Raw genomic sequence first — 20375 nt, forward strand, 5'->3', positions numbered from 1 at the left:
GGCTGGACCTGGAGGGGCTGGGACAAATTGTCCAATCGTTGATTTGTATCAATCAGGATAGATTCCGGGCCGCCGCGCAACTATCGTTTTCCCGCGCGCTCGGTAACCCTGATGCGACTGACCCGCCTTATCCCCACCGCCGCCGCCCTGGCCGCCGCGGCACCCCTGCTGGCCGGCTGCGACACCGTGGTGATGAAGCCGCATGGCGACATTGCCGCCCAGCAGGCCCAGCTGATCGTCACTTCCACCTTGTTGATGCTGCTGATCATCGTACCGGTGATCGCGCTGACGCTTTTCTTTGCCTGGCGCTACCGCCAGTCGAACCAGGCGGCGACCTACACGCCCGACTGGGACCACTCGACCCGCCTGGAGCTGCTGATCTGGGGCGCCCCGCTGCTGATCATCATCGCCCTGGGCGCGATCACCTGGATCAGCACCCACCGCCTGGACCCGTACCGCGCGCTCGACCGCATCGACGCGAATCGGCCCGTCGCGGCCGGTACCAAGCCGCTGGTCGTCGAGGTGGTCGCCCTGGACTGGAAGTGGCTGTTCGTCTATCCGGAGCAGGGCATCGCGACGGTCAATGAGCTGGCCGCGCCGGTGGACCGGCCGATCGAGTTCCGCCTGACCTCGTCCAACGTGATGAACGCGTTCTACGTGCCGGCGATGGCGGGCATGGTGTACGCCATGCCTGGCATGCAGACCGAGCTGAACGCAGTGATCAACCGTCCCGGTCGCTACGACGGCCTGTCGGCCAACTACAGCGGCGCCGGCTTCTCGAACATGCGCTTCAGCTTCCTCGGCCTTTCGGACGCGGAGTTCGCGCAGTGGGTCGAATCCAACCGCGCCCAGGGCCAGGCGCTGGACCGCGCCGCGTATCTCAAGCTCGAGCAACCGAGCGAGCGCGAGCCGGTGCGACGCTACGCCAGCGTCGAGAAGGGCCTGTTCGGCGCCATCCTCAACCGCTGCGTCGAAGGCGACAAGATGTGCCTGCACCAGATGATGGCCATCGACGCCGCCGGCGGCACCGGCAAGGCCGGCGTGGCCGGGCTGATCCGCAAGCCCTGGCGCAACGCTGAAGGGCAGACCGAGCGCAGCGTCGTCGCTGCCTTGTGCACCCCGGCCAACCCTGGCGGCACCGCCACCGCGCAACCCTGACGGCCGCGAGATTCCCATGTCCACCGACCTGAACTCCCTGATCCTGGGCCGCCTCAGCCTCGAGGCCATCCCCTACCACGAGCCCATCCTCGTGGCGACCTTCGCCATGGTCGCGCTCGGCGGCCTGGCCATGCTGGCCGCACTGACCAAGTTCCGCCTCTGGGGCCCGCTGTGGCGCGACTGGGTCTGCAGCATCGACCACAAGAAGATCGGCATCATGTACATCGTGCTGGGCATCGTGATGCTGCTGCGCGGTTTCGCCGATGCGCTGATGATGCGGGCCCAGCAGGCGATCGCCTTCGGTGACTCGGCCGGCTTCCTGCCGCCGCACCACTACGACCAGGTCTTCACCGCCCACGGCGTGATCATGATCTTCTTCGTGGCGATGCCTTTCGTCACGGGTTTCATGAACTACGTGGTGCCGCTGCAGATCGGCGCGCGCGACGTGGCCTTCCCGTTCCTGAACAACTTCAGCTTCTGGATGACCGCCGGCGGCGCGGTGCTGGTGATGATCTCGCTGTTCATCGGCGAGTTCGCCAAGACCGGCTGGCTGGCCTATCCGCCGCTGTCGGGCCTGCTGCAGAGTCCCGATGTCGGGGTCGACTACTACCTGTGGTCACTGCAGGTGGCCGGCATAGGAACGACGCTGTCCGGCGTCAACCTGATAGCGACCATCATCAAGATGCGCGCGCCGGGCATGACGATGATGAAGATGCCGGTCTTCACCTGGACCTCGCTGTGCACCAACGTGCTCATCGTCGCCACCTTCCCGGTGCTGGCTGCCGCCCTCGCGCTGCTCACCGCCGACCGCTACCTCGGCACCGCGTTCTTCACGAACGACCTCGGCGGCAACGCCATGCTGTACGTGAACCTGATCTGGATCTGGGGCCACCCCGAGGTCTACATCCTGGTGCTGCCGGTGTTCGGCATCTTCTCGGAGGTGGTCTCCACCTTCTCGCGCAAGCGCCTGTTCGGCTATGCGTCGATGGTCTACGCGACCGTCGTGATCACCATCCTGTCGTACCTGGTGTGGCTGCACCACTTCTTCACGATGGGCTCGGGCGCGAGCGTGAACTCGTTCTTCGGCATCACGACGATGATCATCTCGATCCCGACCGGGGCGAAGATCTTCAACTGGCTGTTCACGATGTACCGCGGCCGGATCAAGTTCGACGTGCCGATGCTGTGGACGGTGGGCTTCATGGTCACCTTCACCATCGGCGGCATGACGGGTGTGCTGCTGGCGGTGCCGGCGGCCGACTTCGTGCTGCACAACAGCCTGTTCCTGATCGCGCACTTCCACAACGTGATCATCGGCGGCGTGGTGTTCGGCGTCTTCGCCGGCATCAACTACTGGTTCCCCAAGGCCTTCGGCTACCGGCTCGACGCCTTCTGGGGCAAGGTCTCGTTCTGGTGCTGGTTCATCGGCTTCTGGGTCGCCTTCACGCCGCTGTACGTGCTCGGCCTGATGGGCGTGACGCGGCGCATGAACCACTTCGACGACCCTTCGCTGCAGATCTGGTTCCAGATCGCCGCGGTCGGCGCGGGCATCGTCGCGCTGGGCATCGGTGCGTTCCTCATCCAGTTGGTGGTGAGCTTCTTCAAGCGCAAGGAGCTGCGCGACGTGACCGGCGACGTGTGGGAGGCCCGCACGCTGGAGTGGTCCACCGCCTCGCCGCCGCCGGACTACAACTTCGCCTTCACGCCCATCGTGCACGACAACGATGCCTGGTACGACATGAAGAAGCGCGGCCACCAGCGGCCGGTGGCGGGCTTCAAGCCCATCCACATGCCGAAGAACACGGGCGCGGGCTTTGTGATCGCGATGCTGGCCACGGCCACCGGGTTCGCGCTGATCTGGCACATGTGGCTGCCCGCCGCGCTGGGCTTCATCGCGACCATCGGCGCGACCATCGTCCACACCTTCAACTACAAGCGCGACTTCCACATCCCGGCCGACCAGGTGGCGCACACCGAGCAGGCGCGCACGCTTCAGCTCGCCGGCGCTTGAGACCGACTTCGCCCTGACAAGACCATGCTGAGTCCGATCCCCGTCACCGCCAACGGCACGCCGCCGGTCTTCTACGACGACGGCACGCACCACCCCGAGCAGGGCACGCTGCTCGGCTTCTGGCTGTACCTGATGAGCGACTGCCTGCTCTTCGCGGTGCTGTTCGCCGTCTACGCCGTGCTGGGCCGCTCCTACGCCGCCGGCCCCTCGGGCGCCGACCTGTTCGACCTGCCCATCGTCGCGGCCAACACCGCGCTGCTGCTGTTCTCGTCGATCACCTACGGCTTCGCGATGATCGGCATGCAGGCCGGCAAGAAGAAGCAGGTGCTGGCCTGGCTGGCCGTCACCGGGCTGCTGGGCCTGGGCTTCCTGTCGCTCGAGCTGACCGAGTTCGCGCACCTGATCCACGAAGGCGCGGGCCCGGGCCGCAGCGCCTTCCTGTCCTCCTTCTTCACGCTGGTCGGCACGCACGGCCTGCACGTCACCTTCGGCACCATCTGGCTGGTCACGCTGATGGTCCAGGTGAACAAGCTGGGGCTGATCAAGGAGAACAAGCGGCGACTCGTGTGCCTGTCGATGTTCTGGCACTTCCTGGACGTCGTGTGGATCGGCGTCTTCACTTTCGTCTATCTCATGGGAGTCCTGCCGTGAGCGCAGAACACCACGACTCGCACGATCACCACGACCACGACGACATCGGCTACCACGCCACCGTCAAGGGCTACGTGATCGGCTTCCTGCTGTCGGTCGCGCTGACCGCGATCCCGTTCTGGCTGGTGATGGGCCAGGTGCTGCCCACGCCCCGGATGACGGCCTTCGTCATCCTCGCCTTCGCGGCGGTGCAGATGGTGGTGCACATGGTGTACTTCCTGCACCTGAACGCCAAGGTCGAGGGCGGCTGGTCGCTGCTCGCGCTGGTCTTCACCGCGGCGCTCGTGCTCATCATGCTGTCCGGCTCGATCTGGGTCATGTACCACATGAACACCAACATGATGCCCACGGTCGACGCGCAGACCATGCGGAACATGCCCTGAAGGCGCGAGGCTCGCCTCGAATGGACACGCCGTACCGGCAATCCCGCTCCATGCGGGCCCTGGCCGCCATGTTCCTGGCGCTGGCCCTGGCCTGCGTGGGCTTCATGGCGCTGGGCGTGTGGCAGGTCGAGCGGCTTGCGTGGAAGCATGGCCTGATCGCGCGCGTCGAGCACCAGGTGAACGCGGCGCCTTCCGTGGCACCGGGCGCCTCGGTCTGGGCCGGCATCTCGCGCGAGACCGACGAGTACCGCCGGGTCCTCGTGCGCGGGGAGTTCGCCCATGACCGCGAGACGCTGGTCGCCGCGACCACGGCCCTGGGCAGCGGCTACTGGGTGCTGACACCGCTGCGCACGGAGCAGGGATTCTGGTTGCTGGTCAACCGCGGCTTCGTGCCGCCGGAAGCACGTGATCGTGCCCAACGGCGCATCGACGAGCCGGCCGGTGTGCAGGAGGTGACCGGCCTGCTGCGCCTGACCGAGCCCGGCGGCCGGCTCTGGCAGCACAACGCCCCGGAGGCTGGGCGCTGGTACTCGCGCGATGTGGCCGCCATCGCCGCGGCCCGTGAGCTGACGTCTTCTACGCCCGGCGTGCCGGTGGCCCCGTACTTCGTCGATGCGGTGGCGCAGCCCGGTGCGGCACCCGCCTGGCCGCGCGCCGGCCTGACCGTCCTGCACTTCAGCAACAATCACCGCGTCTACGCTGCCACCTGGTTCGCGCTGGCCGCCATGGCAGCTGCCGCGATCGGCTACCTCGTCGTCGACGAGCGGCGCCTGCGCAGGCTGGCCCAGGCCGGAGAGATCCCTGTCATCCACTCGACCGCTCGTCACCTCGCCGACCCCCGGCCCTGACGCGCCCGATCGCCTGCCTCCGGGCGACGTCGGCCGTGCGCCGGTCCAGGCGGCCGGCCGCAAGAACCTGCTGCAGCTGATCCAGCTGCGCTGGCTCGCCGTGGCCGGGCAGCTCGCCACCATCCTGATGGTGGAGTTCTTCCTCGGCGTCGACCTGCCGCTAGAGAAGATGCTGAGCCTGCTGGCGGTGCTGGCGCTGTTCAACTTCGCCAGCCGTCTTCGCACCCGGCTCGCGCTGCCGATCCACAACGGCGAGCTGTTTGCCGGCCTGATGGTGGACGTGGGCATGCTGACGGGCCAGCTCTACCTGGCCGGGGGCATCACCAATCCCTTCATCTACCTGTACCTGTTGCTCGTGGCGGTGGGCTCGGTGCTGCTGCGGCCGCGCTACATTTGGGCGCTGGTGGCGCTGACCAGCGGCTGCTTCGTCGTGCTCACGCAATGGCACCGGCCGCTGGCGATGGCCGAGCTGTCCAGCCCGGCGCTCACGCCCACCTACATAGGCGGGCTGTTGCTTTGTTACGTGCTCAATGCCTCCTTGCTGGTGATCTTCATCACCCGCATCGGCCACAACCTGCGCCAGCGTGACACCCGCCTGGCCGACCTGCGCCAGCGTGCCGCGGAGGAGGAGCACATCGTGCGAATGGGCTTGCTGGCCTCGGGCGCAGCGCATGAGCTGGGCACGCCGCTGGCCACGCTTTCGGTGATCCTCGGCGACTGGGCGCACATGGCGCCTTTCGCGGCCGAGCCGGAGCTGCGCGACGAGATCGAAGAGATGCAGCGACAGCTGCAACGCTGCAAGAGCATCGTCACGGGCATCCTGCTGTCGGCCGGCGAGGCGCGCGGCGAGGCCCCCCTGCACACCACGCTGCACCGCTTCCTGGACGACATGGTGGCCCAGTGGCAATCGACGCGGCCCTCGATCGACCTGGAATACCGGCGCGAAAACGTGCCCGACCTGCCCATCATCTCGGACTCGGCGCTTCGCCAGATGCTCGGCAACATCCTGGACAACGCGGCCGAGGCCGCCCCCGAGGCGCCCTTGATCCTGCTCGCCGAGTGCGGCGACGACCGCCTCGTGCTGCGCGTGCTGGACGAAGGGCCGGGCTTCCGGCCCGAGATGCTGGTGCAGTTCGGCAAGCCCTACCAGTCGAGCAAGGGCCGCCCGGGCGGCGGCCTGGGCCTGTTCCTGTCGGTCAACGTGGCCCGCACGCTGGGCGGGCGCATCGACGCCCGCAATCGCCCCTTCGGAGGCGCGGAGGTCAGTGTCTCGCTGCCGTTGGCCTCGCTGATGCCGCCAGAATGGTCGCGGCCATGAGCGTGGACGAAACCAACCCTGTCGGCTCCGAACGGCTGCTGCTGATCGTGGAGGACGACGATGCCTTCGCGCGCACGCTCGTCCGCTCGTTCGAGCGGCGCGGCTACGCGGTGCTGCGTGCCACCGGCCTGGAGGAGGTGGAGCAACTGCTGCAGCAACAAAGGCCCACCCATGCCGTCGTGGATCTCAAGCTCGCCGCCGGCGGCTCGGGCCTGGCCTGCGTGCAGCACCTGCACGAGCGGGAGCCGGACATGCAGATCGTCGTCCTGACCGGCTATGCCAGCATCGCCACCGCGGTGGAGGCCATCAAGCTCGGCGCCTGCCACTACCTCGCCAAGCCGGCCAACACCGACGACATCGAGGCGGCCTTCACGCGCGGCCAGGGCGATGCGCAGGTCGAGCTCACCGAGCGCACCACCAACATCAAGACGCTGGAGTGGGAGCGCATCCACGAGGTGCTGGCCGAGACCGGCTTCAACATCTCGGAGACGGCCAGGCGCCTGGGCATGCACCGCCGCACCCTGGCGCGCAAGCTCGAGAAGCAGCGGGTCAGGTAGGGCTTGTCAGCATTAAGGCGCGTCCCGATTGGGGAGAACGGCTAGACGGCCGGGAGCGGCCCGATGGCATCATGGCCCGGCCCCTCACTGCCTCGCCGCGCTGCCTCGCATGAGCTCCACCGACAACCCCCTGATCGCTCCCTGGACCGCTCCCTTCGGCCTGCCACCCTTCGAGCAGATCCGGCCCGAGCATTTCGCGCCGGCGCTGGAAGAGGCGATGCGCCAGCATCGCGCCGAACTCGACGCCATAGGTTCGCAAAGCGGGCCGCCGACCTTCGAGAACACCGTCGAGCCGCTGGACCGGGCCGGGGCACTGCTCTATCGGATCGACGCCGTCCTCGGCAACCTCACCGCCTCGCAGACCTCGCCGGCGCTGCAGGCGGTGCAGCGCGAGATGGCGGCGCCGCTGGCCGCGCACGATGCGGCGGCGAAGATGCACCCGGCGGTCTTCGCCAGGCTGGATGCGGTGCACGCGCATCGGGACGAGCTCGCGCTGGCGCCCGAGGCGCGCCGCCTGCTGGAGCGCCTGCACGACGACGCGGTGCGCACCGGGGCCCGCTTCTCGCCCCACGAGCAGGCGCGCTACTCGGCCATCGTCCAGCAGCTCGCGACCTTGACGACCCGCTTCGCGCAGAACGTGCTGGCCGATGAATCCAGCTTCCTGATGACGCTGGCGAGCGAATCGGAGCTGGCTGGGCTGCCGGGCTTCGTTCGGGCCGCCGCGCGCCAGGCGGCGATCGAGCGCGGCCTGCCCGAGGGCAGCCATGCGATCACGCTGAACCGTTCGCTGATCGTGCCCTTCCTGACCTTCTCCGAGCGGCGTGACCTGCGCGAGAAGGCCTGGCGCGCCTGGGTGGGCCGCGGCGAGTCGGGCGGCAAGACCGACAACCGGGCGCTCGCCCGCGAGATCCTGCAGTTGCGCCACCAGCAGGGAAGGGCCCATGGCTGTGCCTCGTATGCCGACTACGCCCTGGCCGACACCATGGCGGGCGAGCAGGGCGCGGTACGCACGTTGCTGACGGAGGTCTGGACGCGCGCTCTGCCTGCCGCCGAGCGCGAGCACCAGGCCCTCGTCGCCATGATGCGCAGCCACGGCATGCATGACTCCCTCCAGCCCTGGGACTGGCGCTACTGGTCCGAGAAGGTGAGGCAGGCGCGCTACGCCCTCGACGAGGCCGAGCTCAAGCCCTACCTGTCGCTGGACGCGATGGTGGCGGCGCTGTTCGACTGCGCCGGTCGCCTGTTCGGCGTGCGCTTCGAAGCGCGGCCGTGCATCAAGGCCTACCACCCGGACGTGAAGGCCTACGAGATGGTCGACGCTTCAGGCCGCAGTGCGGGCCTGTTCCTGCACGACAACTTCGCCCGCCAGAGCAAGCGCTCCGGGGCGTGGATGAGCGACTTCAACTACCAGTCGGCCAACCGCGGGGTGGACGCGCCCATCATCGTCAACAACAACAACTTCGCGAAGGCGGCGCCCGGCGAGCCGACGCTGCTGTCCTTCGACGATGCGCGCACGCTGTTCCACGAGTTCGGGCACGGCTTGCACGGGCTGCTGTCCAAGGTCACCTACCACCGGCTGGCCGGCACGCAGGTGCTGCGCGATTTCGTGGAGCTGCCTTCGCAGCTCTTCGAGCACTGGCTCGGCCAGCCCGAGGTGCTGGCCCGGCACGCGCGTCACTGGCAGACCGGCGAGGCCATCCCGCCCGAGCTGATCGAGCGGCTGCAGGCGGCTCAAAGGTGGGGCCAGGGCTACGAGACCGTCAGCTACCTGGGCAGTGCGCTGGTCGACCTGGCGCTGCACGCGCGTACCGACCCGCAAGGGCCGGACGACGTGAGTGCGTTCGAGCGTGAGGAACTGGCTCGCCTGGGCATGCCGCCGGCCATAGGCCCGCGGCACCGGCTGGTGCACTTCCAGCACCTTTTTGCCGGCTCGGCCTATGCCTGCGGCTACTACGTCTACCTGTGGGCAGAGGTGCTGGACGCCGATGCCTTCGGCGCCTTCGAAGAGGTGGGGGACCCGTTCGATGCGCAGGTGGCGGCGCGCCTGCACCGCCACATCTACGCGGTGGGCGACACGGTGCCGCCCCAGCAGGCTTACACCGACTTCCGCGGCCGCTTGCCGGCGTTGGAGCCGTTGTTGTCGAAGCGCGGCTTGCTCGAAGGCACGAACCTCGGCTGAGCCGGGCGCGACTCGCGCGGGCCGCCGCGGTGCTCGGCGCCGCCGCCATCGGCACGCACGAAGCCCGGGCGATCGCGATGCTCGAAGCGCGGGTGCTCGGCGCGCTGTTCGAAGCGCGGCTGTTCGCCGCGGTGCTCGAACGGGCTGCGGTCGGCCGGCGCACGGCGCTCGGCGCCGGCGTGATGATCCTGACGCGGGCCGCCTCGGTGGTTGTTGCCACCGAAGTAGTCACCGACTCGGCCGTAGCCCTGGCCGCCATGGCCCGGGCGGGGGCCGCCCTTGCCGCGCGGAGCGCCACCACGGGGCGGGCGCTGCTGCATGTCCGGCGCCGGACGGGTCGGCTCCAGGCCGGCCATGGTGGCCACCGGGATGGGCTGGGTCGTGTAGTGCTGGATGCGACGGATCATCGGCAGGTCGCGGCGCTCGGCCAGCGTGACGGCGCGGCCCGAGCGGCCCGCGCGGCCGGTGCGGCCGATGCGGTGCACGTAATCCTCGGCCTTGAGCGGCAGGCCGTAGTTGATGACGTGGCTGATGGTCGGCACGTCGATGCCGCGGGCGGCCACGTCGGTGGCCACCAGGATGCGCAGGTGGCGCGAGCGCAGGCCCTGCAGCACGCGGGTGCGCCGGCCCTGCGGCATGCCACCGTGCAGCGAGGCGACCTTGTGGCCCATCTCGTGCAGGCGGTCGGCCAGGCGGTCGGCATCGATCTGGGTGCTGGTGAAGACGACGGCCTGGTCCACGTCGCGCTCGGTCAGCAGGGCATCGAGCAGGGCGTGCTTGTGGTCGAGGTCATCGGCCCACATCAGCTGCTGCGCGATGTTCTCGTGCTTCTCGGTGTGGCCGGTGATCTCGATGCGCTCGACGTCGTCGCGCTGCAGGCGTTGCGCCAGGCGGCCGACTTCACCGGCAAAGGTGGCGCTGGCCATCAGCGTCTGGCGCTTGGCCGGCAGGGCCTGGGCGATGTGCTCTATGTCCTCGATGAAGCCCATGTCCAGCATGCGGTCGGCTTCGTCCAGCACCAGCATGTCGACGTTGTCGAGCACGGCCTTGCCGCTGCCGAGGTGATCGATCAGGCGGCCCGGCGTCGCGACGAGGATGTCCAGGTGGTTGCGCAGCGCGTTCAGCTGCGCGCCGTAGGGCACTCCGCCGACGATGCTGGTGACGGCCAGCCACTGCACGTGGCGGCCGTAGTCGGATGCGGCCTTGCAGACCTGCATGGCGAGTTCACGGGTGGGCACCAGCACGAGGATGCGCGGGCCGCGCACCTGGCCGCGCACCGGCTTGTTGGCCGGATCCTTGCGGGCCTCGAGGACACGCATCAGCGCGGGCAGCACGAAGGCCGCAGTCTTGCCGCTGCCGGTGTTGGAGCACACGCGCAGGTCCTTGCCGGACAGGGCCGCGGGGATGGCGCGGGCCTGCACCTCGGTCGGTTGTTCGTAGCCGGCGGATTGCAGCGCGCGCAGCAGAGCCTCGTCGAGGCCGAGCGATTCGAAAGTCATCAATGAAAGTCCTGTAGCCGGGCCCGGGAGGCTCGGCATGCGGTGGGGCAGAAAAACATCGCCGCCGACCGAGCCCGCGACCGCTTTCAAGGCGGTGCAGGCCTTCAAGGACTTCGCCTGCGCCGGCCGCGGCATCAAAGCCCGGAACCGGTCAGAACCAGCAGGATGAGGTCAGAGGGGATGAACGTACATGCGCCCGAGCTCTTGCCCGGCGCAATCCAGCATTCTATCGTAAACCCTAGGCGCCTGTCCACTGCCCATTTGCAGGGCGACGGGGCCGTGCACTGGGCATTTGTTCGGCAAATCCGTGCTGCCGCGGCCTGGGGAACGGCGCCCTGGCCCACAATCCTGCGCGCCCTGCTGCCCATCGATGTCAAAGCCTCGCCTGGCGTCCCGGGTGGACCACGCACAAGCGTCCGCCGAACCTCATCTCGCCATGCCCGCCCGCGGCCTCGTCCTCGTCGCCTGCCTGATGGCGGGGACGAATGCGTTCGCACAGAAGGCCGCCTCCGCGCCTTCACCGGCCGCCTCGGCCGCCGATCAGCAGCGTGTGGAGGTCAAAGGCGCACGCCAGACCGACACCGAGGAGCGCCGCCGGTCGACTGCCGCCAAGATCATCGTCGGGCGCGACGAGATCGAGCGCTTCGGCGACTCGACGCTGGGGGATCTGCTCAAGCGCCTGCCGGGCGTCACCCTGGGCGGCGCGCCGGGGCGCGGCGGCCAGATCCGCATGCGCGGCCTGGGCAGCGGCTACACCCAGATCCTGCTCGACGGTGAGCGGGTGCAGGGCGGGCTGTCGCTGGACTCCATAGACCCCGAGATGGTCGAGCGCATCGAGATCCAGCGCGGCCCCACGGCAGAGACGGGTGCGCGCGCGATTGCCGGCACCATCAACGTCATCACGCGCGAAGGCTTCCGCAAGCGCCTGAACGACCTCAAGCCCGCCGTGGCGATCGAGAACGGCAGCCTGGCGCCCAGCATCACCTGGACGCGCGACGACAAGCTGGGCGACGTGTCCTACAACTTCACGCTGGGCGCCTGGCGATGGAGCCGCGAAGACGAGAGCCTGACAACCACGAAGGCGGACGACTATGACATCGTCGAATCCAGTCGCTCGTCGAATCGCAGGAAAGGGTTGAACGCCAGCGCGCGGCTGCAATGGCCGCTGGGCGAAGGGGATTCGCTGACGCTGATGCCCATGCTGGTGTTTTCCGACGGCACCGGCTCCAGCCGCTCCGTGGCGGACTTCAGCGTTCCCGTCCCGAGCGGGCTCCAGGCCTACGACAGCAGCCGGAGTGACAACGACAGCCGTTTCCTGCTGGCCAGGTTGAACGGCATGTGGCGCCAACGGCTGGGCGAGGGCCGCATGGAGTGGCGGGGCGGCGTGGCGGCATCGCAGTCGCGCAGCCGATCGCTGCGCAGCGAATTCGATGACGACGACGGCCCCCTGCCGCCGCTGCGCGAGTCCAGCGACTCGCGCGAGCGCAACGGCCATCTGAACGCGAAGTACAGCCTCTCGCTGGCCGATGGCCACAGCCTGGTCACGGGGGCCGAGATGGATCTCGCCCGGCGCACGGAATCGGCCCGTGGCACCTTGCTGGATCCCTCCACGGACGGCCCGCTGATCGACTCCGGCACGGGCCAAGCCGTTTACGACAGCCGCGACGAACTCGCCGCCTCGACGCAGCGGTTCGCGCTCTATGCGCAGGACGAGTGGGACGTGACGCCTCAGTGGGCGGCCCACGCCGGCCTGCGCTGGGAGGGCATCACCACCGAGGGAGAGGCGGCCGCGACATCGGCCGATCGACGCAACGTGTCGAGCGTGTGGACGCCACTGCTGCACGCCGTCTGGAGGCCTGACCCGAAGAGCCGCGACCAGCTGCGCGTGAGCCTGACCCGCAGCTACCGCTCCCCTTCGCTGCAGAACCTTCTCGGGCGCTACAGCATCTCTTCGCGCTTCCCGGAAGGGCAGAACCTGGCCAGCAGCCCAGACCGGGCTGGCAATCCCGACCTGCGGCCTGAGCTGGCGACCGGCATCGACGTGGCCGTGGAGCGATACCTGCCCGGCGGCGGCCTGTTCAGCGTCAACGTCTTTCACCGGCGCATCACGGACCTGATGCGCACGCTGGTGACGCTGCAGGACGTGCCCGGCTTCGAGGATCAACGCTGGGTGGCGCGGCCACAGAACGTGGGCAAGGCCACGACGCAGGGCGTGGAGCTCGAGGCGCGCGCCCGATTGAACGAGTGGTTGGATGACGCGCCGGCGGTCGAGGTGCGGGCCAACCTCAGCCTTTTCCGCTCCTCGGTGGACAGCGTGCCCGGCCCGAACAACCGCCTGGACCAGCAGCCGCAGGGCACCGCCAACGTCGGGGCCGACTACCGCTGGACCGGCACGCCGCTGACCCTGGGCGGCAACTTCAACATCACGCCGGGCTACACCACGCGCCTGTCCGAGACGCAGTGGATCGTGCAGTCGCCCAAGCGCGTGCTCGATGCCTACGTGCTGTGGAGCATCAACCCCGGCATGCGACTGCGCGTGACGGCGAGCAACCTGCTGCACCAGGGCAACGAGACCGTGAGCATGGTCGAGGACGAGACCGCCGACACGCAGGGCCCGAGCTTCGTCAACTGGCGGGTGCAGCTGGAGCTGAAACTCTGACCGATGTGTCACCGAAGACGACGGCTTGGCCAGCGCGAATCTTCGCCGTCTTGCGCAACTCGATCTCGCCGTCGACCCGCACCTGCCCCTCGACGATGCACTGACGCGCCGTGCCCCCGCTCGGGGCGAGTCCCGTGGCCTTGAGAAGAGCGTCCAGGGCGATGAATTCGCCGCGCAGTTCGAAGTCGATGGTGGGCATGGTGGTCCGATTGTCGCGCCTGCCCATCGAGGGGTTGACAAGCGGCCGGCAGCGGTCGCACAGTGCGCCCCTTGCGCTGCAGCTCCCGCGGCGTACCCCCCACCAACCGCAAGGAGGCAGCGCCATGGATGAAGTCGTCACCACCCGCCTTGCGGTTCGCCGGCATCGCGCCTTCCGCTGATTCGCGCTCGCTGAGCGCCAGCCTCCCGGCTGCCTGACGCCGGGCGATCCGCACCCCACACCTCCTCGTGCCCTGGCTTTGCCAGGGTGGCCGCGTGCGTGCGCCGTTTTCCGGCTGCGCGGCGATGGCCTGTGTTTGCCTTCTGCGGATCACCCGTCACCATGTTCGACACGATCGATTTCCAAGCCCTGCGTCGCATCGGCCTCAGCCAGGCCCTCGTCGCGCAGATGTTCAACCTCCAGACCGAACCCGCTGACCGTCTGATGCGGGTCACCGAAGTTCAGCGTGACCGGCTGCGCCTGCACGATGGCGAGGCCGAGCACGTGGCGCAAGTCTGGCCCACGCTGCGGATCGCCTTGCAGATGCAGGGCGAGTCGCTGGTCGTCGGCGATTGGGTGGCCGCGCGCCGTGACGATTCGCTCGGCGACGTCTGCTGGGCGGCCGCGCGCGTGCCGCCCGTCAACCACCTGGTGCGCCGCGACAGCAGCGGCCTTCGCCAGGTCCTGGTGAGCAACGTCGACACCGCGCTGCTCGTCATGGGTTGCGGGCAGGATTTCAACCTGCGCCGACTCGACCGCTACCTCGCCCTCGTGCGTCTGGCCGGCGTCGCGCCGGTGGTGGTGCTCAGCAAGGCCGACCTGCTGATGGACGGCGGCGCCTCCCGTGCCGAAGCCGTGCGCCGCCACCTGAGCGGGCAGGTCGACGTGGTCGCGCTGAACGGCCAGGAGGCCGCCAGCGCCCAGGCCCTGTCACCGTGGCTTGCCGAGGGCCAGACGCTGGTGCTGCTGGGCTCGAGCGGGGCCGGCAAGAGCACGCTGACCAACACGCTGACCGGACTGGCCGCACAAGCCACCGGCGGCGTGCGAGGCGGCGACGAGCACGGCCGCCACACGACGACGACCCGCTCCATGCACCGTTGCGCCTCGGGCGCCTGCATCATCGACACGCCGGGCCTGCGCGGCCTGCAGGTGGATGCCGACGAGGCGCAGCTCGATGCGGTCTTCGACGACATCTCGAGCCTCGCGCCGATGTGCCGCTTCCGCGATTGCCATCACGAGGACGAGCCGGGATGCGCGGTGCGGTCGCGCGTGCCCGCCGGGCGGCTGCTGAGCTATCACAAGCTGCAGCGAGAGGCCCAGCGGCACGAGATGACGGTGCTGGACCGCCAGCGCCAGGCTGCCGAGTGGAAGGCCCGGGGCCGCTTCGCCAAGGCCGTCAGCCGGGCCAAGCGGGGATAGGAAGCCTCAGGGCTTGGCGCTGGCCTTCCACTCCTGCACGGCCTTCATCGCGGCACCCACGTGGCCGTCCGGATCCATGCTGGTGTAGGTGAGCAGGACCTTGCCCTGCGGGCTGATCACGTAGGAAATGCGGTTGGCCATGTCCGGCTTGATGGCCAGGCCGGCGTCGTACTGCTTGATCACCTTGGCGCCCGGATCGGCCGCGACGGCGAACTGGTTGCGGCAGGCTTCGACCGAGAACTTCTTCAGCGTCTCGATGTCGTCGTTGGACATGCCGATCACCGTGGCGCCCAGGGCGGCGAACTTCGGCGTGGCTTCGGCGAACTGGTGGGCCTCGACGGTGCAGCCGCTGGTGAAGGCCTTGGGATAGAAGTAGAGAACCACCGGGCCCTTCTTCAACGCATCGGCCAGCACGAAGTGGAAGGCCTGGCCGCCCAGGGCGGCATCGGCGTTGAAGTCGGGGGCCGCGGCGCCGACGGCCAGGGCGGCGTGGGCCGCGGGCAGCGCCAAGGCCAGGGCCAAGGCGGTGGCAAAGCGGGTGGACTTGCTGTTCATCGAGAGACCTCGCAGTGGGATGAAGCGCCGGTCAGGGCTTGGGGCATTCGCAGGCATCGTTGCCCATGTCCAGCACGATGCGCCAGACGCCCGGCGCCTCCTGGCGCCAGACCGAGTTGAAGCGGGCGACGAGCTTGCCGGAGGGGTCTCTTACCGGGCCGCTGCTCATGGCGAGCTGGCCGTTGGTCATGACGAGCACCTGGTCGGGCTCCCAGGAGAAGGGGGGCTGAGGGCCCTCGAAGAACTTCTTCCAGGCGGCGACCACGGCATCGGGTCCGCGCAATGGGGCCTTGCCACCCTGGAACACGGTCTCGCTGGACAGGAACTTCGAGAACGCGACCAGGTCGCGGTCGGCCATGGTCTTGGCGAAGGCGCGCTCGGTGTCCCAGACGGCCTGTCGCACGGGGTCGGACTCGGCCGTGCCGGAGGTCTGTGCCGCGACGGCGAAGGGGACGAGGGCGGTTCCAAGAAGCGCGGCGAAGCGGCGTGGGGGCATGGGGCACCTGTGGGGCGAAGTGCCCGTTTGTACCAGCAAGACCGGGGGCGGGTGACTGGGTTCCGCCTCAGGGGCCGACCTGCGCCAGGTGCTCCTCGGCCTCCTGCACGTCCTTGCCGTACTCGGCCAGGTAGCGGTTGCGCTCCTCGCTCGTCCATTCGGCGTCGGAGAACGCGGTCAGCGGGTAGCTGCGGGTGCGCCAGACCACGCCGGCGCGGCGCGGCATCAGCGCGCGGTCGGGGAAGGCGTCCGGCTTGAGCAGGAAGGCGTCGACGTCGCGCAACGCGAGCGGGAACTCCGGCTGGACGTCGCGCAGCAACTTGCCGAAGACCTGCAGCTTCAGCTGTTGCGGCCCTGTGCCCAGTTCCTCGTTGAAGCTGACCAGCGCGAACGGCCGGCCGTTCGCATCGTCGATGCGGCCACTGGCCACGTAGCGTCCGGCCTTGATCACCTGGACGGGCAGGTACAGGTTCAGGGAGCCGCCTTCCAGCGCTTCGCGCACCGCGCCCGCCCAGGCGGCCGGTGCCTCGGGCGAATAGATGATGTCGAAGTAGGCGTAGCCGGAGTGCTCACCGGATTGCAGCGCCAGCTCGACCCGGATCACGCCTTCGATGTCCCCGAGGCCCTGGGTGGTGGCGGGCTGCAGCCGCAGGCTCAACACGTTGTCGCCGGCTTTCGCATCGCCATTGCGGCCGTCATCGGTGAAGGCCACCGAGATCGGGGCCACGCGGGACGCGCCCACGCCCGTCGCGCCCTCGTGCACGATGGCCCGGGGCACCTCCAGGGGCAGGGTGCGGCCCTCGGCATCCACTGCGGCCACGGTGAACAGCACGCTCTCGCTGCCCTGCACGAAGACCCGCTGCTGGGTGGTGCGCAGGGTCAAACCTTCGACCACCGGCCCGCCCGGCTCGCGCAGCGGGCGCTCCTCGACGATGGGCTCGTTCGGCCGGACCTGGTCGGGGTGCTCGGCGATCGGCCGCGACTCGTGCGGATAGCGCGTCGCCTGGCGGTAGCTGTCGAGCGTGCGTTTCGCGCGATGCAGGCGCTGGCGCCAGAGCTCGCGCTCGGTGTCGCTCGCGTCCGCGGCCGCGCGGGCGGGATCCGCTGCGGAGGCGGACAGCGGCGGCGGTGCGAGCGGCGAAGCCGCCACCGGCCCGGGCTCCGCTGCAGGCCCAGGTTCCCCTGCCGGCCACAGCGCGAAGGCGAGCAGCACGCCCGCCACCGCTCCCGCGCCGGCCGTCAGCCAGCGGCGTCCGCTCACTTCGCGTTCGTCTCCATGTCGGCCCGCACCTTGCTCACGATGCCGGCCCAGTTGCCGTTGGTGTAGTGGTTGTAAGCCTGGCCGTCATCCCGGAAGGCCACCGAGTGGTAGCCCCACTTGGCCTTCCCGTTCTCGGTCTTGGCAGTGCCGAGCGTCAGGTTGTTGCAGAACCAGTCGCTGGGATTGCAGAACGAGGCTCCGCTGCTGCCGGAGACGCCGCCGCTCGAGTGGTAGGCGATGGCCTCGTCGTCCTGGCCCGGCAGCACGAACGAGTACAGCGCGCCGTTGGCGCCGGCGTACATGTTGAACCAGGTGGCGCGCGTGGAGCTGTGGTCGTACAGGGCGCGAGCGGTGGCGGTCTTCAGGTCGGACACCAGCGGCTCGCTGATGGCCCAGTCGCCGGCATCGGCCAGCTCCGAGCCGCCCGCCGCGCCGCCGGCCACGTCGACCCACTTGATGTTCCAGCCCGTCTGCGTGCCGCCGCTGTTGCCGCAGGTGCCGTCGCCGCCTGGGGTCGCGTTCTTTATGTAGCGCGTCGTGCCGCCGTACAGCGACAAGGCGTAGCCGATCTGCAGGTTGCCCGCGCTGTGCACGGCCACGTAGCACCAGTTGGTGCCGGTGCAATAGCAGTCCAGCGCGTTGCGGATCAGGTAGTTCTGGTCCGAGACGTGGTGGTAGCCGTCCCAGTTGACCGACTTCTTGTTGACCCCCGCGTTGACGCCGGACGGGCCCCAGTAGCTGAAGTCGGCGTAGTTGGCGATCTGGCCGCTGCCATTGCGGCCGTTGATCCACAACGAGTAGTTCGTCGCGTGGGCCACGGCGGCGACTCCGACAGCCGCCACGGCCGCCCACGACAGCAGCTTGCGTACCTTTCGTTCGTTCCGCTGGGCCATGGCTGTCTCCTGCCTGGTTGAAATAGCACGATCGTTCGAAAACGTGCCCGCACACTGTGCGACCAAGCAGGACAACAGACCAAGCGGGGAATCCCGGAAATCAGCCGATCGGGGATCCTCAGGGCAGCCTGAGGACGTTTTGCAGGAACAGCACGGTGGCGTAGAACTGGTAGTCGGCGTTCTCCTTGCGCTGGAAGCCGTGGCCCTCGTTCTCGGCCCGCAGGTACCACACGGGGGTGCCATTGGCGCGCGCCTTCTGCACGATCTGCTCGGCCTCCGTCCAGGGCACCCTCGGGTCGTTGCGACCCTGCACCACGAACAGCGGCTTGGTGATCTTCGAGGCGTTGGCCAGGGGCGAAATGCGCTCCAGGATCTCGCGCATCGCCGGATCGCGCTCGTCGCCGTACTCCACGCGCCGCAGGTCGCGCCGGTAGCTCTCGGTGTTGTTCAGGAAGGTGACGAAGTGCGAGATGCCGACGACGTCGATCGACCCCGCGATGCGGTCGGCGTAGTGCTCCGAAACCGCCAGGCTCATGTAGCCGCCGTAGCTGCCGCCGATGACCGCGATGCGGTTGGCGTCCAGGTTCGGTTGGGTGGCTATCCAGTCGAGGAGCGCGCCGATGTCCTTCACCGAGTCCTCGCGCTTCGGCCCGTTGTCGAGCTCGAGAAACGTCTTGCCATAGCCCGACGAGCCACGCACGTTGGGCTGGATCATCGCGATGCCCAGCTCCTCGACGAGGTAGTTGTAGCGGTTCAGGAAGCCGAACTGCGCCTGGCCCTCGGGGCCGCCATGGATGTTCACCAGCACGGGCCGCTTGCCCGTGAAGCGGGCCGGCGGCATCGTGAGCAGGCCTGAGATGGTGCGGCCGTCGAAGCTCTTCCAGCGCACCAGTTGCTGAGGTGAAAAGCGGGCGGGATCGACTCCCGGCGGGGCATAGGCCTTGGTCCATTGCTGCACGCTGCCACTGGCCGGATCGAGGCTGTAGATCTGGCTGGGGCCGGCCGAGCTGTTGAGCGCGAACGCCAGCTCGCCGCGCCGCTTGTCGAAACGCATGGTGCCCAGGTTGCCGGCCGGGATGGCCGGTGCGGGCAGCTCCTTGAGCGTCTTCGCATCGATCAGGTGCAGGCGACCCTGGCCGTCCTCGTTGAGGTTGAGCGCCGCGAGCCGGCCATCTTCCGACAGGCTGCCGCCGGCGACGTCCCAGGGGATGTGGGAGGTGACGCGGGTGAGGGCGCCGCTGGCGAGGTCCAGGCGGGCGAGTTCGTTGAATTCGCCGGCGCGGTCGCTGATGACGAACAGGCCGGCGTTGTCACGGGTGAAGCCGGCGGCGAGGTGGGTGGACTTGGGCTGCCCCGGCGCGGGCAGCAGCTGTCGACGCTGGCCGCTGGCGAGATCCAGCAGCCAGACCTGCGACTCGGTGGCCGAGACGTAGTTGGTCAGTGCAACCTGGCGGTTATCCCAGGAGATCGCCTGCGCCGCCCAGCCGCCACCGGGGAGCTCCGCCACCTGCCGGCGCGACGAGGGCTGCATCGGATCGATCAGCGACAGCGTGGTGACAACCGTGGCACGGGTGGCGCCCGCCGCGGTGCGGTCTATGGGCAGCGAGGTGTAGAGCAGCCGGCTGGGCTGGCCGGCCTCGTCGTGCAGCCAGGCCTCGAGGTTGTGGCGCTGGTCCGGGTCGGTCAGGAGCTGGGTCTGCCTGCCCGCCAGGTCCATGCGATAGAGCTGGCTCACCTCGTTGCCGCCGGTGGCGCGCTCGAAGACGATGTAGCGGCCGTCGCGGGGCTCGTACTGCCCGCTGGTCACGGGGTCCGCCGAGTCGGTCAGCTTCTCGGGCTCCGCCAGCGGCGAGCCGACGCGAAAGAGCTGCGGCGTGCTCTCGCCGGCGGCACGGTGAGCAATCAGCATCTCCCTTCGCGCGGGGTGCCAGTCGACGAAGACGTGGCCGCGGAAGTCGGTGTAGCGGTCGACGGCCTTCACCAGCGCCTTGTGCACCGGCGGGATGCCCTCGACGTGCAGGTTGGCGTTCGGAGCGACGGTTTCGTCCCCGGAGGGGCTGGAGGAGGGCGCCGAGGCACAGGCGGACAGCGCCAGGGCGACCACGCCGGCCGCCAGTTGCCGCCGGGCGGCCCGCAGGCGGCGTGGAGTTCGATTCGGATCGCAGATCGGTTTCGTCATCGGTGGGCTCGTGGCTTGCTTGGGGGATCTGCCGTCGCATGGGTGACGAGGCTGGTCGACTATAGCCAGCGCCTGCTTCGGCCTAACATCCCGCGCTTTCCCGCTCACCA

17 protein-coding genes are annotated in these 20375 nt (G+C 68.9%); 10 read left to right on the forward strand and 7 right to left on the reverse strand.

Translation table 11 applies throughout. The features are described 5' to 3' along the window. The first annotated feature begins 111 nt into the window (after positions 1-111). The 8 genes from cyoA to ACS5PM_RS29005 all read left to right on the forward strand — a co-directional run bounded on the left by cyoA (position 112) and on the right by ACS5PM_RS29005 (position 9105). Entirely contained in the window at positions 112-1158 is a 1047-nt protein-coding gene (gene cyoA, locus ACS5PM_RS28970) for a ubiquinol oxidase subunit II (RefSeq protein ID WP_439391430.1), read from the forward strand. A gap of 16 nt (positions 1159-1174) precedes the next feature. Continuing rightward, positions 1175-3169, forward strand: coding sequence for a cytochrome o ubiquinol oxidase subunit I (gene cyoB, locus ACS5PM_RS28975; protein WP_439391431.1), 1995 nt, complete (start codon positions 1175-1177; stop codon positions 3167-3169). Positions 3170-3193: 24 nt separating this feature from the next. Then, positions 3194-3820, forward strand: coding sequence for a cytochrome o ubiquinol oxidase subunit III (gene cyoC, locus ACS5PM_RS28980; RefSeq protein ID WP_439391432.1), 627 nt, complete (start codon positions 3194-3196; stop codon positions 3818-3820). Continuing rightward, entirely contained in the window at positions 3817-4203 is a 387-nt protein-coding gene (cyoD, locus tag ACS5PM_RS28985; protein ID WP_439391434.1) for a cytochrome o ubiquinol oxidase subunit IV, read from the forward strand. Before cyoC ends, cyoD begins: the two co-directional genes overlap by 4 nt. Positions 4204-4223: 20 nt before the next feature. Next, positions 4224-5051: an SURF1 family protein gene (locus ACS5PM_RS28990; protein ID WP_439391435.1), complete on the forward strand. Its 828-nt coding sequence runs from the start codon at positions 4224-4226 to the stop codon at positions 5049-5051. 13 nt (positions 5052-5064) lie between these two features. Then, positions 5065-6369 carry an ATP-binding protein gene (locus ACS5PM_RS28995; protein ID WP_439391606.1) on the forward strand — a complete coding sequence of 435 codons (1305 nt, stop codon included), beginning with the start codon at positions 5065-5067 and terminating at the stop codon, positions 6367-6369. After that, the gene (locus tag ACS5PM_RS29000) at positions 6366-6926 is read left to right on the forward strand and encodes a response regulator transcription factor (RefSeq protein WP_439391437.1); all 561 of its coding nucleotides are present in this window, start codon (positions 6366-6368) and stop codon (positions 6924-6926) included. Before ACS5PM_RS28995 ends, ACS5PM_RS29000 begins: the two co-directional genes overlap by 4 nt. Before the next feature lie 109 nt (positions 6927-7035). Then, positions 7036-9105 (forward strand): M3 family metallopeptidase, encoded by a 2070-nt coding sequence (locus ACS5PM_RS29005; RefSeq protein WP_439391438.1) that lies wholly within the window; start codon positions 7036-7038, stop codon positions 9103-9105. Here the strand turns inward: ACS5PM_RS29005 and ACS5PM_RS29010 are convergent. Continuing rightward, positions 9021-10604, reverse strand: a complete 1584-nt coding sequence (locus ACS5PM_RS29010; RefSeq protein WP_439391439.1) for a DEAD/DEAH box helicase — start codon at positions 10602-10604, stop codon at positions 9021-9023. The genes ACS5PM_RS29005 and ACS5PM_RS29010 overlap by 85 nt on opposite strands. 436 nt (positions 10605-11040) lie before the next feature. Between ACS5PM_RS29010 and ACS5PM_RS29015 the strand changes: the two genes are divergently transcribed. Continuing rightward, on the forward strand, positions 11041-13263 hold the full coding sequence (locus ACS5PM_RS29015; RefSeq protein ID WP_439391440.1) for a TonB-dependent receptor plug domain-containing protein: 2223 nt from the start codon (positions 11041-11043) through the stop codon (positions 13261-13263). On the opposite strand, the gene ACS5PM_RS29020 is transcribed toward ACS5PM_RS29015, so the two are convergent. Next, positions 13229-13462, reverse strand: a complete 234-nt coding sequence (locus ACS5PM_RS29020) for an RNA-binding S4 domain-containing protein (protein ID WP_439391442.1) — start codon at positions 13460-13462, stop codon at positions 13229-13231. The genes ACS5PM_RS29015 and ACS5PM_RS29020 overlap by 35 nt on opposite strands. Before the next feature lie 342 nt (positions 13463-13804). Here ACS5PM_RS29020 and rsgA point away from each other — a divergent pair, with 342 nt between their 5' ends. After that, on the forward strand, positions 13805-14881 hold the full coding sequence (rsgA, locus tag ACS5PM_RS29025) for a ribosome small subunit-dependent GTPase A (RefSeq protein ID WP_439391443.1): 1077 nt from the start codon (positions 13805-13807) through the stop codon (positions 14879-14881). 6 nt (positions 14882-14887) lie between these two features. On the opposite strand, the gene ACS5PM_RS29030 is transcribed toward rsgA, so the two are convergent. From ACS5PM_RS29030 to ACS5PM_RS29050, 5 genes are all read right to left on the reverse strand, one after another. Next, complete coding sequence (locus ACS5PM_RS29030; protein WP_439391445.1) at positions 14888-15436, reverse strand: peroxiredoxin; 549 nt, start codon at positions 15434-15436, stop codon at positions 14888-14890. A 31-nt stretch (positions 15437-15467) separates the two neighbouring features. After that, positions 15468-15932: a YybH family protein gene (locus tag ACS5PM_RS29035; protein ID WP_439391447.1), complete on the reverse strand. Its 465-nt coding sequence runs from the start codon at positions 15930-15932 to the stop codon at positions 15468-15470. Between the two features lie 67 nt (positions 15933-15999). Further along, complete coding sequence (locus tag ACS5PM_RS29040) at positions 16000-17193, reverse strand: hypothetical protein (protein ID WP_439391448.1); 1194 nt, start codon at positions 17191-17193, stop codon at positions 16000-16002. Further along, complete coding sequence (locus tag ACS5PM_RS29045) at positions 17190-18086, reverse strand: hypothetical protein (RefSeq protein ID WP_439391450.1); 897 nt, start codon at positions 18084-18086, stop codon at positions 17190-17192. Before ACS5PM_RS29045 ends, ACS5PM_RS29040 begins: the two co-directional genes overlap by 4 nt. Positions 18087-18204: 118 nt before the next feature. Then, entirely contained in the window at positions 18205-20265 is a 2061-nt protein-coding gene (locus ACS5PM_RS29050; RefSeq protein ID WP_439391451.1) for a S9 family peptidase, read from the reverse strand. Between the last annotated feature and the right edge of the window lie 110 nt (positions 20266-20375).

This window comes from Ideonella flava, assembly GCF_051857595.1.
Lineage (GTDB): Bacteria > Pseudomonadota > Gammaproteobacteria > Burkholderiales > Burkholderiaceae_C > Ideonella.

Coding starts and splice junctions, on each gene's coding strand:
- ACS5PM_RS29000 (WP_439391437.1), top strand. CDS start 6,366: ATGAGCGTGGACGAAACCAACCCTGTCGGCTCCGAACGGCTGCTGCTG.
- ACS5PM_RS29050 (WP_439391451.1), bottom strand. CDS start 20,265: ATGACGAAACCGATCTGCGATCCGAATCGAACTCCACGCCGCCTGCGG.
- ACS5PM_RS29010 (WP_439391439.1), bottom strand. CDS start 10,604: ATGACTTTCGAATCGCTCGGCCTCGACGAGGCTCTGCTGCGCGCGCTG.
- cyoC (WP_439391432.1), top strand. CDS start 3,194: ATGCTGAGTCCGATCCCCGTCACCGCCAACGGCACGCCGCCGGTCTTC.
- ACS5PM_RS28990 (WP_439391435.1), top strand. CDS start 4,224: ATGGACACGCCGTACCGGCAATCCCGCTCCATGCGGGCCCTGGCCGCC.
- ACS5PM_RS29020 (WP_439391442.1), bottom strand. CDS start 13,462: ATGCCCACCATCGACTTCGAACTGCGCGGCGAATTCATCGCCCTGGAC.
- ACS5PM_RS29030 (WP_439391445.1), bottom strand. CDS start 15,436: ATGAACAGCAAGTCCACCCGCTTTGCCACCGCCTTGGCCCTGGCCTTG.
- rsgA (WP_439391443.1), top strand. CDS start 13,805: ATGTTCGACACGATCGATTTCCAAGCCCTGCGTCGCATCGGCCTCAGC.
- cyoA (WP_439391430.1), top strand. CDS start 112: ATGCGACTGACCCGCCTTATCCCCACCGCCGCCGCCCTGGCCGCCGCG.
- ACS5PM_RS29035 (WP_439391447.1), bottom strand. CDS start 15,932: ATGCCCCCACGCCGCTTCGCCGCGCTTCTTGGAACCGCCCTCGTCCCC.
- cyoB (WP_439391431.1), top strand. CDS start 1,175: ATGTCCACCGACCTGAACTCCCTGATCCTGGGCCGCCTCAGCCTCGAG.
- ACS5PM_RS29045 (WP_439391450.1), bottom strand. CDS start 18,086: ATGGCCCAGCGGAACGAACGAAAGGTACGCAAGCTGCTGTCGTGGGCG.
- ACS5PM_RS29015 (WP_439391440.1), top strand. CDS start 11,041: ATGCCCGCCCGCGGCCTCGTCCTCGTCGCCTGCCTGATGGCGGGGACG.
- ACS5PM_RS29005 (WP_439391438.1), top strand. CDS start 7,036: ATGAGCTCCACCGACAACCCCCTGATCGCTCCCTGGACCGCTCCCTTC.